General features: G+C 43.9%; 13 protein-coding genes. 1 reads left to right on the forward strand and 12 read right to left on the reverse strand.

Features of this window, described 5'->3' with window-relative positions; all coding sequences use genetic code 11:
• Nucleotides 1-18 precede the first annotated feature (18 nt).
• From FD12_RS12420 to FD12_RS12445, 6 genes are all read right to left on the reverse strand, one after another.
• Nucleotides 19-963 (reverse strand): DUF4097 family beta strand repeat-containing protein, encoded by a 945-nt coding sequence (locus FD12_RS12420; RefSeq protein WP_054747046.1) that lies wholly within the window; start codon nucleotides 961-963, stop codon nucleotides 19-21.
• Nucleotides 960-1592: a DUF1700 domain-containing protein gene (locus FD12_RS12425; RefSeq protein ID WP_054747044.1), complete on the reverse strand. Its 633-nt coding sequence runs from the start codon at nucleotides 1590-1592 to the stop codon at nucleotides 960-962. The genes FD12_RS12420 and FD12_RS12425 overlap by 4 nt, the downstream gene beginning before the upstream one ends.
• Complete coding sequence (locus tag FD12_RS12430; RefSeq protein ID WP_056983356.1) at nucleotides 1585-1902, reverse strand: PadR family transcriptional regulator; 318 nt, start codon at nucleotides 1900-1902, stop codon at nucleotides 1585-1587. Before FD12_RS12430 ends, FD12_RS12425 begins: the two co-directional genes overlap by 8 nt.
• Before the next feature lie 237 nt (nucleotides 1903-2139).
• Nucleotides 2140-2538, reverse strand: coding sequence for a hypothetical protein (locus tag FD12_RS12435; protein ID WP_056983357.1), 399 nt, complete (start codon nucleotides 2536-2538; stop codon nucleotides 2140-2142).
• Nucleotides 2539-2676: 138 nt separating this feature from the next.
• Entirely contained in the window at nucleotides 2677-4302 is a 1626-nt protein-coding gene (locus FD12_RS12440; RefSeq protein WP_056983358.1) for an ABC-F family ATP-binding cassette domain-containing protein, read from the reverse strand.
• 186 nt (nucleotides 4303-4488) lie between these two features.
• On the reverse strand, nucleotides 4489-5148 hold the full coding sequence (locus FD12_RS12445; RefSeq protein WP_054747116.1) for a histidine phosphatase family protein: 660 nt from the start codon (nucleotides 5146-5148) through the stop codon (nucleotides 4489-4491).
• A gap of 197 nt (nucleotides 5149-5345) precedes the next feature.
• Between FD12_RS12445 and FD12_RS12450 the strand changes: the two genes are divergently transcribed.
• Nucleotides 5346-6167, forward strand: a complete 822-nt coding sequence (locus FD12_RS12450) for a ZIP family metal transporter (RefSeq protein ID WP_054747042.1) — start codon at nucleotides 5346-5348, stop codon at nucleotides 6165-6167.
• A 396-nt stretch (nucleotides 6168-6563) separates the two neighbouring features.
• Here the strand turns inward: FD12_RS12450 and FD12_RS12455 are convergent, their stop codons facing one another.
• The 6 genes from FD12_RS12455 to FD12_RS12480 form a co-directional block, all read right to left on the reverse strand.
• Nucleotides 6564-7421, reverse strand: a complete 858-nt coding sequence (locus FD12_RS12455; RefSeq protein ID WP_056983359.1) for an aldo/keto reductase — start codon at nucleotides 7419-7421, stop codon at nucleotides 6564-6566.
• Between the two features lie 15 nt (nucleotides 7422-7436).
• A complete protein-coding gene (locus FD12_RS12460; RefSeq protein ID WP_056983360.1) occupies nucleotides 7437-7997 on the reverse strand; it encodes a sugar O-acetyltransferase in 561 nt (186 codons plus the stop codon).
• 247 nt (nucleotides 7998-8244) lie between these two features.
• Complete coding sequence (gene araA / locus FD12_RS12465; RefSeq protein ID WP_054747038.1) at nucleotides 8245-9669, reverse strand: L-arabinose isomerase; 1425 nt, start codon at nucleotides 9667-9669, stop codon at nucleotides 8245-8247.
• Between the two features lie 692 nt (nucleotides 9670-10361).
• Nucleotides 10362-11747: a sugar porter family MFS transporter gene (locus FD12_RS12470; protein WP_054747036.1), complete on the reverse strand. Its 1386-nt coding sequence runs from the start codon at nucleotides 11745-11747 to the stop codon at nucleotides 10362-10364.
• 236 nt (nucleotides 11748-11983) lie between these two features.
• Nucleotides 11984-13066: a GntR family transcriptional regulator gene (locus tag FD12_RS12475; protein WP_054747033.1), complete on the reverse strand. Its 1083-nt coding sequence runs from the start codon at nucleotides 13064-13066 to the stop codon at nucleotides 11984-11986.
• A 66-nt stretch (nucleotides 13067-13132) separates the two neighbouring features.
• On the reverse strand, nucleotides 13133-13318 hold the full coding sequence (locus FD12_RS12480) for a hypothetical protein (RefSeq protein ID WP_056983361.1): 186 nt from the start codon (nucleotides 13316-13318) through the stop codon (nucleotides 13133-13135).
• Nucleotides 13319-13431 lie beyond the last annotated feature (113 nt).

Here is a 13431-nt window from a genome sequence, read left to right on the forward strand (position 1 = left end):
AAATGCTCAAATTCATTTCTATCGAACTGTGATATCCCCACCATCAGAAGTTAATCGGTAGAGTGGCCGGTTATTCTGAGCGATTTGCCACGAATGGTTGCCCGATTGACCGAATAGGGATACATCGCCACCGTCAGCGCTGGCACTGACCTGCACCTGCTTGCGGTTAGGAATCGTTGCATCAATATCCCCACCATCGGTGCTGGCAGTCAGCGAACTTTTGACCCGGTTATTATCCAAAACAACATCGCCGCCATCCGTATTAAGCACAGCATCCTTCAACTTGGTGGCGGTAAACGAAACGTCACCACCGGCTGTGGATATCGTCGCCGTTCCAGTTGTGAAATTCGAATTTTGATAAGTTAGATCCCCACCATCACTACTTTGGGTAATTCCAGGCGCGGTGACATTCTTCAAGGTGGTATCATCGGTATTCTTTAATTCAAGCGCGGCTTTGGCAGTCACGTTTTCCAAATTAATTTCTGCATCTCCAGCCAACTGAAGTTGATTGACAGCAACGTTGGTTAATGAAACTTCATTGTCATTATGACCATCAATATGGGTTAATTGCGTATGCTTCGGCAAGGTGATCGTTATCTTCCCGCCATCATTTTGATAGCTGCTAATACTCAAGCCCATAATGCGGGTGTGATGTTGCTGCTCACCCTTAATTGTGAGTGTTTTTCCCGTCTGACTAACCGTGTTGAATTTCGGATAGGCAATTGTCGGCCGCTTCACGTTGCCGGGTTGAACCACCACTTCACTATCAGTTGTAAAATTCAGTTGGTCAAATGACCGGTTCAGCTGTTTGGTTTTCATTTTCATTGCCGTGCCCTGCTCGTCGTCAACCTTAAATCCATTGGCCCAAACAATTGGCTTAAAACCAGTATGGCCGAGGGCAACTGCGACCATGATGACACCAATGATGGTTAATGCTGAACCAATCACAATTGATTTCTTCATTTTTGTCGTCTCCTTCCATGCTTCTCAGCTCGATTCTTTGGCACAATCTTCTGGTACGCCCAGCGAGAAAAAGTGGTGACCCCACGGACCACGCCGTTAAAGGCGGCTGAAAATAATGGTGTCATCAAGATAATTAGGCCAACAAAGGCAATGCCGATGCCAGTGTAGAGAACGCCCAACCAAATGTCGCTCGGTAAGATGCTGATGCCGATAACCAAGCTGGCCAGCCCACTGACGACGACCCCAAAAATTAAGCCAAGGAGCCCAACGATGATGCCAAAGGCTGCCGCGAAAACGCCAATTGACAACCCTGCTAATCCAAGCGCCAATGGAATTGTAACTGGCGTAGATAAAACAGCCAGGATAATCAGCCAAACTGTCTTCATATCTTCCTTAGGCTTGGCCGTTCGCGACTGGGTGCTACTGCCAGCATCCAAGTTCTTGATCGAATAGTCAGCTAAAATTTTTCTGGTTAGCTGCCGTGGGGTCCCCAATTCACGAACACAATCGTTGTAAGTGGTGAAGTTCCCATCCTGTAAATATTCGGTATAGAAATCAACCACTTCATTGCGTTCATCGGGATCCAGTTGCCCCAACAAAGCCGTTAATTCGGTTATATAATCATCCATTCGTTTCATCTCCCAACATTTTATCTACCCCAACTTTAAAGTCTTGCCATTCTTGTTGAATCACGCTTAACTGCCGCTTTCCCTCTGCAGTAATTTTATAGTACCGCCGATTTCGCCCCTGATAAGGCTGATCGTACGTTGTTAATAAATCGTTCTTCTTCAGCCGCCGAAGGACCGGATACATCGTCGATTCGGAAACTGAAATGGATTCCTGAATTTTTTGAGTAAGGGCATAGCCATAATAATCATCATGGACTAAGAGGCCCAGGACACAACCGTCTAATAGCTCCGAACTCATCTGAATAGCCATATTGTCACCTCTGTAATACTATTTTATATATAATATGATTTCATATACATAATATCGATCTCTGCTCCTTTTGTCAACAATGAGTCTGATTAATCACCGCAAACCTCTCAAAAAAGTCGTTTTACGATGTTATTTGGAACCAAAAAAGCCAACAGCTCCAGTCACTCCGATCAAAAGGAATAATTAGGCTATTGGCTTAAACGAACATTATAAATAGTTTAAAAGAAAGTCGGCCGATTACTTTGCTCGAGTCAAACTAACCGTCAGAACATTGTCTGGGGTCGTATTATAACTGGCCAAAATCCCATTCACCACGTCAGCGGCGGATCCGTGTTGCGATGTCGACCGGTGATACGTGTTGATCCAGGTTCCTAGCGCATCAAGGCCAAATTCAAAGCCTTCAAACACCTGCATATATGTTGATGACTGGGGTTCGGGTGTCTCAATGGTGATTTTTTCGACCCGTTGGTGATTAATCTGCATCGTCAGTTTAATCTGGTCGGTATCAAATAGAACCACCGCACCATCTTCAACCGACTCCGGTAGCCGATAGTCCGTCAACCGCATATTTTGGTTATAGACGCGGGCAACGTAGTCATAAGTGCCTAAATCATTGGTTCCTAATTCCTGTGACATTAAAAATCCCCCTTAAGCAATCCTGAAGTAACGCTGTTATCAGAATTATAAGGGGAATTTGGCTTGGCTGGGGAAATTTTGACTCCTCACCATTATTCAACTGGAACTGATCGTCCTTTTTGGAAATGCTTTGGGTGGCTAATCGTACATATCGCTCAATTTCTTTTGAACATCAGGATGGTTGATAAATTCATCATAGGTCGTATCAGCTTTATCGATAATCCCGTTGTTGGAAACTTCGATAATATGGTTGGCAATTGTTTGGATAAACTCATGATCATGAGATGTAAAGATGATCGACCCTGGGAAAGCAACTAATCCCTCATTCAACGAGGTAATTGATTCCAAATCCAAGTGATTGGTTGGATCATCTAACAGAAGCGTGTTGCCTTTCTGCAGCATCATCTTTGACAGCATGCACCGGACTTTTTCGCCTCCAGATAAGACACTCACTTCTTTGTTCACGTCATCGCCTGAGAACAGCATCCGTCCCAGGAAGCCCCGCAAGAACGCGTCATCATCATTGCCTTTTTGGGCATATTGGCGTAACCAATCAATGATCCGCAACTTGTTGTCATTGAACTCCGCCGAGAAGTCCTTTGGAATCGATGTCATTTCCACTGTTTGGCCCCAAGTAATTTCACCGGTATCTGGTTTCATTGTGCCTGCCAAGATCTGCATTAAAGTCGTTGATGCCAAATCATTTCGGCTCACCAAAGCAGTCTTGTCGCCAGGGCGCAAAGTAAAGGTGACGTTATCAAGAATTGTGACCCCGTCAATAGTTTTGGAGACTTTATCCACTCGTAAGAGATCATTGCCCAACTGACGTTCCTGCTCAAAGTGAATAAATGGGTATTTCCGTGACGATGGCTTAATGTCATCCAGGGAGATCTTATCAAGCTGCTTCTTTCGCGAAGTCGCCTGCTTTGATTTGGAAGCATTGGCGCTAAACCGGGCGACGAATGCCTGAAGTTCCTTGATCTTGTCTTCCTTCTTGGCATTGGAATCTGCCCGCATTTTGGCAGCGAGCTGACTGGATTGCAGCCAGAAGTCATAGTTACCCACGTACATTTTGATCTCACCAAAATCAACATCGCACATCATTGTACAAGTCTGATTCAAGAAATGGCGGTCATGAGAAACGATAATCGTAATGTTTGGATAGTCAGCCAGGAAGTTTTCCAACCATTCAATTGTGTATACATCAAGCCCGTTGGTTGGCTCATCCAGTAATAAAACATCGGGTTCGCCAAATAAAGCCCGGGCCAGCAATACTTTCACCTTTTGGCCTTCCGTTAATTCACTCATCAGCTGTTGATGAAGGTCTTCAGGGATCTCCAACGACTGCAATAATTGCGAGGCATCGGCTTCGGCGTTCCAGCCGTCCATTTCAGCGAACTCGGCTTCCAAATTGGCTGCCTTGATCCCATCTTCATCGGAAAAATCCGGTTTGGCATATAAAGCATCCTTTTCAGCCATGATGTCAGCCAAATGTTGATAACCCTGAATGACAGTTTGGAGGACGGTCTGGTCTTCAAAGCCGTAATGATCCTGGCTCAAGCTGGAAATCCGTTCGTTTTTATCAATATGAATCTCGCCGGTTGACGGTGTCAGTTCACCTTCTAATAATCTTAAGAAGGTGGATTTGCCGGCACCATTGGCTCCGATGACGCCATAGCAATTACCTGGCGTGAACTTTAAGTTAACGTTGTCGTATAGTTTTTTACCTGAGATTTGTAATCCCATGTCTGAAATCGTAATCATTGATTTACCTCACTGTTTCTTGCCTAAAAAATAAACTTCGCCTGCTTGGCGACAGCCTGCATAAATCAAAGCAGTCAACAACGAACAAGAGCGTTCATCATTGACTGCTTTGTTAGGCTTCCGGGTTGCCCCGAGTCTCGTCGCACTATCAAACAAATATATCATATCCGGCGACGTTAAACAACACTATACCTCGCCGAGATTATTAAAGTATTCAACTTGAATATCATCGTCAGAGATAATCAACTTGGTGACACTCCCGTTATCGGTTGGCTGGCCTAAATCCAACTGTGGGGCATAGCGGTCAACAATCGAACGAATTGTAATCCCATGAGAAACGATTAATATTTGTTGACCGTCATGGGTATTCTCTCGAATTTTGTCAAAGCCGCGGTTCAGGCGTTTCCAAAACATGTCATTGTTCTCAGCTTGGTTATAGAGATCGGCGTGATGAATGAGGTCCCGCGCCCGTTCCAAACCAAAGTCTTTTAAGACTTCTTTTTCATTGGTTGTTTTGACTTGAGCACCCACAAACTGCCACATTTGATTGGCGTCGTTACCTTCAAAGTAACCGTGGAATTGTTCTCTAAGCTCAGGATACTGATAACTGACGATGTTCATGTTATGTGGATTCTTCCGCAAAATAATTTTGGCGGTATCGATTGCCCGTCCTGAATCGCTGGAAAAAGAAGCCGCAAAATTAATCTTTGAGAGTCGTTCACCAGCACCCTCTGCATCGCGAACACCCTTGTCCGTCAACGGCGAATCGATCCACCCCTGAATCTTGTTATACAAATTCAAATAAGTTTGTCCATGTCGCACCATGTATGCAGTAACCTTTGCCAAAAAAATCATCCCATTCCTTTAGATTTTGTCCACAACTTAAGTATATCTAATCAGGCAACATTAATCACTTAAATCATCTTCAAAAATAATTGAATTGCGGCAACTACCCACAATTTCGTCATTTGGCCAACCCCTAAGAATGTTGCAATTTGTTATACTTAAGATAACAGTTACTCTATCAAAAAAGCGAGGTTACTATGATTAATTTACTGAACTTTTCTGCCTGGGAGCAGGCCCTCATCGCCACCCTTTTTACTTGGGGCGTCACTGCCTTGGGTGCGGCCTTAGTGTTTGCCTTCAAAACCATCCGCAACAACGCTCTTTCACTCATGTATGGATTCGCGGCTGGCGTGATGATTGCGGCATCCTTTTGGTCCCTACTGGATCCAGCCATTAACTTAGCTGAGAATCAGGATCGGATTCCTTGGCTGGTCGTTGCCATTGGCTTTATTGCCGGCGGTTTCTTTCTGTATTTGGCTGACAAAATCATTCCGGCCCTTTATTTAAAACATAATCGTCACGAGAAAAATTCGAAAGCGGAATTGAAACGGGCAATTTTGCTGGTTTTCTCGATTACGCTGCATAACATCCCCGAAGGTCTGGCGGTCGGCGTTGCTTTTGGGGCAATCGGCGCTTCGCCAAATGGCAGCCAAACTGCTGCGATTGTAGCCGCAATGACCGTCGCAATCGGAATTGGCCTCCAAAACTTTCCGGAAGGCGCTGCAGTTTCGATCCCTTTACGTCAAAGTGGCATGACCCGTTTTCGGGCGTTCATGTACGGCCAATCGAGTGGGATTGTCGAGCCAATCGCCGGCGTCTTGGGCGCATTGCTAGTCGCATCGGTGAATGCCATTTTGCCGTACGCCTTGGCATTCGCGGCTGGGGCAATGATTTACGTGGCCTGCAAGGAACTGATCCCCGAAGCCCACGCCAGAACTAAAGAAGAATCACACTGGGCAATCTTTGGTATTATGGCAGGCTTTACGTTGATGATGGTGCTGGATGTGGCATTAGGTTAGTGTGCGAAGTAAAACGGTTAATCACCGGAGCATAAGTGTCCTCAATCATCAATTTCTGGGCTTGGGATTGATGATTGAGGTGCTTATGTGCAGGTGATTGCTTTGCGAAGCACGATTCCACTATATAGACAAAATCCACTACTTCAGTATGAACGGATCCACAGCACCAATCCGCAGTTCCGTATAACCCCGCAATCCTAATCTGGACTAGAAATCAAAGCACCTCAAATTCTTAACAATCGAAGCATTCAAAAAGCGATCACTGGAATTCCAATGATCGCTTTTTAAGTCACTTATTTTAATCCTGGTTTAATGATCCAATGACCAGTTTCTTTTAGAAACAATGGTATGCCACTGATCCACCATGCCATCGAATCGAAGACTAACAGCCGTTTTTTAGTGATGTGGGTATTGATGGCCAATCTCATAAACCATTTCTGGCTCCTGGCTAATTCGCGTATTTTTATTTAACGCATTGACCCAGTCTATTTCCTCATCAGTCATTTCAAAATCATAGATATCCGCATTTTGTTTAATCCGATCTGGATGAACGGACTTGGGAATAAACGAATCGCCCCGTTGCAAGTGCCAGCGCAAAATAATTTGAGCGGCTGACTTGCCATGATGCTTGGCAATTTTCAAAATCACTGGATCGTCGAAAATTCTGCCCCGGCCAAGGGGTGCCCAGGCTTGAGTCACAATGTGGTTTTCACGATCAAAGTGAGTCATTGCCTCTTGAGATAAGTAGGGGTGCACTTCCAGCTGGTTCAGAACTGGCATTTCATTTGCCTTGGTTGCCAAGTATTCCAAGTGAACCATGCCATAATTACTGGTTCCAATTGATTTAGTTAACCCTTGTTCTTTCAAAGCTTCAAAGGCCTTCCAAGTTTCAAAGAAGTGTTGGTGAATTGGCCAATGAACTAACAGGAGATCAACGTAATCCAACTGCAATTTCTTGAGTGATTCTTCGACAGAGCCCATCACTTTGTCGTATCCCTGATTAGCTTCAGCCACCTTAGTGGTTACAAAAATCTCGTCCCGAGCAACGTTCAACTCTTTGATTGCTTTTCCAACAGCGGCTTCGTTGCCATACATTTGAGCGGTATCAAACAAGCGATAGCCGGCATCATAGGCGGCCTTCACCGAGTCAATCAATTCCCGTTCCTCAGTCATCTTGTAGACCCCGAGGCCTTGATTGGGCATCGTGTGACCGTCGGCTAACTTAACTCTTGCATCGATTTTTTTCGTATCCATCAAATTCCTCCAATGTTACTTTAGTTTCTTAATGATTCTGGCAGGATTCCCACCGATTAGGACGTTGTCCCCAAATGATTTCGTGACAACGGCACCTGCGGCAATTATAACATTATTGCCTAACGTGACCCCAGGCGTGATGATTGCACTACCTCCTGCCCACACGTTATCGCCAATCGTCACTGGTCCTGGAATTTCGACGCCGCGGTTTCGTTCAGCGACATCAAATGCATGGTCGACGGTGTAAATTTGAACATTCGGCCCCAGCAGGCAATTATCACCAAATTTAATCTTGCCAACATCAATAAATGTACAACCATAATTGGCAAAGAAGTTCTCGCCAACTTCAATGCTGTAACCATAGTCGCACTGGAAAGGTGCTTGAATATCTACTTTTTTTCCGGTCCGTTTAAAGATTTTCTTGATGATATCTGAACCGGCATCAGGGTCCGTTTTCATCGTATCGTTAAATTCATTTACTAATTTTCGGGTGCGACGCCGATCCTTGGCAAGTTCGGGGTCATTGTTCACATACCTTTGACCAGCAATCATTTTTTCTTTTTCAGTTAAAGTCATCGTTATCCTCCAGTTAAGTTTAAGGTTATGTACAGAAACAAGGTCGAGGCAAAATTGACTTGTCTCGACCTCATTTCGTAGGTTTTATATGGATGGTTCCTTGTTTGAAGAGTTGTTTGAAGCGACATAGCGGAAATGTGCTCCACCAAGCAACAACCTGCACATAAGCACTTGATCTGTAAATCCAAAATCAGGATTTTCAGATCAAGACACTTATGCTCCGGTTATTCCCGCTTGGTTCCGCACTCTACTTGATGTCGTTAAACGTCAAGTTGAACATTGTTGCTAAGTCTTGGAATTGAGTTTCAGTTGCGTTGAATGTCAAAACAGTGTGGTGACCACCACCATCATGGATCCATTGAGTAGCACCATTCTTCAAGCCCATCTTTGGTGTCCACATTTGTTTGGCAACTGGAAGATTTGGAGTTGGCTTTGGAGCTTTGTGACCGTCAACGGCGTAACCAATCATTCTGTATTCGTTACCGAAGTCAGAGATGGTAACATCCATTGCGTCACCTTCACGGCCAGTAAATACCAAACGTGCTGGATCAGCTTTGCCACCGATATCCAATGGGTGAACTTCAACACGAGGCTTGTCGCTGGCGATACTTGGGTCAACTTCAAGCATGTGTGATCCAAGGATAGCTTCCTTACCCTTTTGTAATTCAAGGGTGTAGTCTTCCATGAATGCAGTTCCTTCATTATGGGTCATGATCTTAGTCAAGCGATCCAAGGCAGCTGTCTTCCAGTCACCTTCAGCACCGAAGCCATAACCTTCAGCCATCAATAATTGAGCTGCAAGGCCTGGTAATTGTTCCAAACCATAAAGGTCTTCGAAGTTGGTTGTGAATGCTGAATAGTTACCTTTGTCAAGGAAGTTCTTGATACCGAAGTATTCACGGATTTGGTAACGAACTGAATGTTCGTACTTGTCTTTGTCATTGTCACCTTGAACAAATTCGTACTTGTCTTGCAATTCTTTGTACTTCTTGTCAATGTCGTCTTCTGAAACGGCGTTAACTGATTGTACCAAGTCACCAAGTGCGTAGTAATCAACGGTCCAGCCAAATTGAATTTGGGCTTCAACCTTGTCACCTTCAGTAACGGCAACGTTTCTCATGTTGTCACCAAAACGGGCAACCTTGATGTTAAAGCTTTCGTTGTAAGCAACTGCAACGTCTTCCCAATCAGCAATTTCGTCTTGGACTTCAGGATCACCCCACCAGCCGTAAACAATCTTGTTGTTCATGCGAAGGCGAGCATTGATAAAGCCGTATTCACGGTCACCATGAGCACTTTGGTTCAAGTTCATGTAATCAAAGTCGATGGTGTCATATGGAATGTGATCAAGGTATTGAGTTGCTAAGTGAAGCAAAGGCTTTTGAAGTAACTTGGTACCACGGATCCAGTTCTTTGCTGGTGAGAATGTGTGCATCCAAGTAATCACACCGGCAACTTTATCGTTGTAGTTAACTTCTTTCATTAAATTAGTGATGCTGTCAGCAGTCGTTGCAACCAATTTGAAGACGATTGGGTAAGGCAACTTGCCTGAGGCGTTCAACTTGTCAACCATGTCCTTAGCATCTTTTTCAACGGACTTTAATTGTTCTTCACCGTAAAGATGTTGACTACCAGTAACGAACCAAAATTCATAATCAGGAACTTGTAACATAATGTTTTCTCTCCTCGTAATGAAATATTTTTTACTGTCTGAACACAAGCATCCAGGCATTTATAACAAACAAATTGTGCCAACATAAGCAATTAATTGAGTTACTGTTATCGCTTACATGAATTATTATAAATTATTTGTACGCATAAATCAATCACTTTTTTAATTTGTTAGCATAAAATTTTGAGTGAGCGCAGCAAAGCGCTTAGAAGTCGGAGTGTAAGTCGCCTCTGAGGGAAATTCCTGCCCTTGGAATTTTTCTTAGAGGTGCTTACATGCAGACTTCTGCTTTGCGGAGCTGTCCTAAACCAAGTGAGCGCAGCAAAGCGCTTAGGGACTGGAGCCTAAGTCTCCTTCTGCAGAAATCCCCGGTTTTGGGATTTTTGTAGAAGGTGCTTAGGTGGAAGTTTCTGCTTTACGCAGCTGTCCTAATCAAGTGTGCGGAGCTAGGCGCTTAGAAATTGGAACATAAGTCTCCTCAATCATAAATCCTGGTTTTGAGGATTTATGATTGAGGTGCTTATGTGGAAATTTCTGCCTAGCACAGCTGTCCTAAAAAGGTGAGCCAAGGCTTACAATCCTGCACCTAAGCCCCCATTCCCCAGCCACACAAAAAATCAACCATCCAACAACGGACAATTGATTTTTTATTTTCCATTCTGACATCAAAGCCCAGAATGGTTCGTTTTTAATTAATTGTTAGAATTATTGGTTGCGGAAGTTTCTTCTTTAATCCCTGCAGCCTTGTGGAGATCAAGTTCAATCTCTTCAAGTGACTTACCACGGGTTTCGATAAACTTCTTGTGAACGAACCAAATAGCGATTCCACAAATGATTGCATAGAACAGGAACGCATTGTCGAGTCCCCATGCACTTAACATCATTGGGAAAGTCAATGAAACGGCCATATCAGCGAGCCAGTTGGTTGCTGAACAGAGTGATGTTCCAAGGCCACGAATGTTCAATGGGAAGACTTCACCAATCAGAACCCAAGTAATTGGGGCCCAGGTTGAAGCGTAAAAGGCAATGTAGACCGTCAAAGCGATCGCACTGACATAGGCAGCAGCTTGAGAACCGTTATCAAACTTCAAAATGACATACATCACAACTAATGAGAGACCCATTCCAGATGCCCCGAAAATAAGCATCTTTTTACGGTCAACTTTATCCATCAACAGCATTGCCACAATCGTGACAATAACGTTAACAACACCAATTCCGATATGGGCAAGCAAAGCAGCGATCACTCCCCAGCCAACATCGGTAAAGATCGTTGGTGCATAGAAAATCACACTGTTACTCCCAATAACTTGCTGGAAGACGGCGGCACCAAGACCAGTAATCAAGGCTGGTCGAACGGCTTTACCAAACAATTCCTTCCAACCACCAACTGGTTGTTTAGCAGTTTCTTCGATTTCAGTCAACGCAGTATCAACGGCTTTGGTATCACCTTTGTTGGTATCGAGCAAAACGCCCTTAGCTTCATCAAGGTGACCAATCTTAACCAAGAATCGTGGACTTTCTGGTAAGAAAAGTGATCCGAAGAACAGGATAGCAGCTGGTAATGCAGCGAAGCCTAACATCCAACGCCAGCCAGTATACATATGAGCAAATGAGTAGTTCAAGATGTAAGCCAGCAAAATACCAATCATAATCATTAACTGGAACATCGTCGCAACCGCACCATGCATCCGTTTAGGAGCCAATTCGTGCAGATATGCAGGAATCAATGCGGAAGTAATCCCAACACCAATTCCGAGAATAACTCTGGTCCCAACAAGGATTTCAAAGTTCGGTGCAAATCCCGATGTAATGGCTCCGATAAAGAAGATGACTGAAGCCCAAATGAGTAACTTACGACGCCCGTAGGTATCCAAAAACTTACTGGTTCCCAAGGCACCAAGTACGGCACCAATCAAGACGGAACTAACAACCCAACCTTGCTCCCATGGTCCTAAGTTAAGTTGCTTTTGGATAAATAGAATTGCACCAGAAACTGAGGCAATATCATAACCAAAAAGTAACCCACCCAGGGCACCGAAGGTATAAATAAATCCATTATTTGTAACTCTCTTCAATTCAAGCACCCCATTCGATTAATTTACTAAAATAGAAAAATTGCAGAAACAAAATACTGTGCGCACACTGTAAACGGTTTCTGACATCGCTTACAAATGACAGTATAGGGTATTCATACGCATAAATCAAGAATTTATTATTCGTCAGGACAAATCAAAAAGAGCACTGCACCGCGATATCAACGGTTACAGCACTCTTTTTATTAGTAAAATTCAGTTTTGTTTTACCAACTAGCTTAAATCCCCTTGGTTGAATCCCTAACAATCAGTTCCGAATCCAGCATTTTGTTGTCACCTTTATTTTTATCCAACATATCAAGCAACAACTTGGCTGCCGTTTCGCCCATGTGACGTTTTGGATGGGTCATTGTTGTAATACTTGGATCAACAAACTTTGAAATTTCATAATCATCAAACCCTGCCACGGAAATTTCGCCGGGAACTGAAATGCCCTCTTTACTCAACATGCCAATCACTTCAATGGCAAGTTGGTCGTTGTAACATACAATTGCGGTAGGTCGGCTCTCTGATTGAACATCTACCCGATCCTTAATCTTGCTTAGAACACTGTTAATCTCATCACCAGATCGATACATCATGATGTCCCCAGACGACGATACGTCCGGATGGGTCTGGTAGGACTTGATAAACCCATTCATCCGGTTAACCCCCTGCAAATCATCCACTTGGAAGATCCCCAAGACCCGTTCATGACCGTTATCCAGCAAATAATCCACAATCTTTTTCTCAGCCTGGGTATCATCAATTTCCACGTACGGAAAATCAAGTTGTGGATAATGGGAGTTCATGAAGACGGCAGGTTTGCCAGAGTTCACAATCATTTGATAAACATCCAGGTTAGGGTTCTCAAGCGTACTGCGGGTGGGTTCAATAATAAAACCGACCACATCGTTGTCCAACATATTTAATAAATTATGGCGTTCGTTATCGTACTCGTCATGAGTATTGCCAATTAGGACCGACAACCCTTCGGCTGAAATAACTTGATCAATTCCGCTAATAATGTTTGGAAAAATATAATCGGCAATGTGGGTCGTAATCACCCCCACGCTTTGATTCGAACGTTCTGAACGGACCTTATGGTTAATCCAATCATTAACGTACATCCCACCACCCTGGACTCGATAGATATAACCTTCGTGTTCCAAATCACCAACGGCTCGACGAATGGTGTAACGACTAACAGAATACATCCCCATCAATTCAGATTCAGTTGGGATCTTCTCGTTGATCTTGTACTTGCCATTAATAATGCTATCCTTGATACTTTTCTTGACCATGACGTACTTAATTTCCATGAGTGAATCCCCCCGTTACTGAATTTTGAAATCTTATTAACTCAACTGGCCACCTGTACCTATCACTCATTTAATCGGTCCTGCTAAATACATTAGCCCGGCCGTTGCAGCAATTGCCGCCAATGTCCACCAACCAAAATGGTGATTCGGCTTTGTCTGATCTTTTCTGGCAAATTCATACATCCAAGAAAAAATAAAAACAATAATCAGCAGATCAGTGATCCCTGATAAGACGTGTAAAAAAGTTTGCATAGTACTTCCCTTCTTCTTTTAGTGAGCGGAGCAAAGCGGCTCAACAATCGGAGGGTAAGTCTCCTCTCTTGGAAATTCCCGGGTTTGGAATTTTTGAGAGAGGTGCTTACGCG

The organism is Lentilactobacillus rapi DSM 19907 = JCM 15042 (genome assembly GCF_001436255.1).
GTDB lineage: Bacteria > Bacillota > Bacilli > Lactobacillales > Lactobacillaceae > Lentilactobacillus > Lentilactobacillus rapi.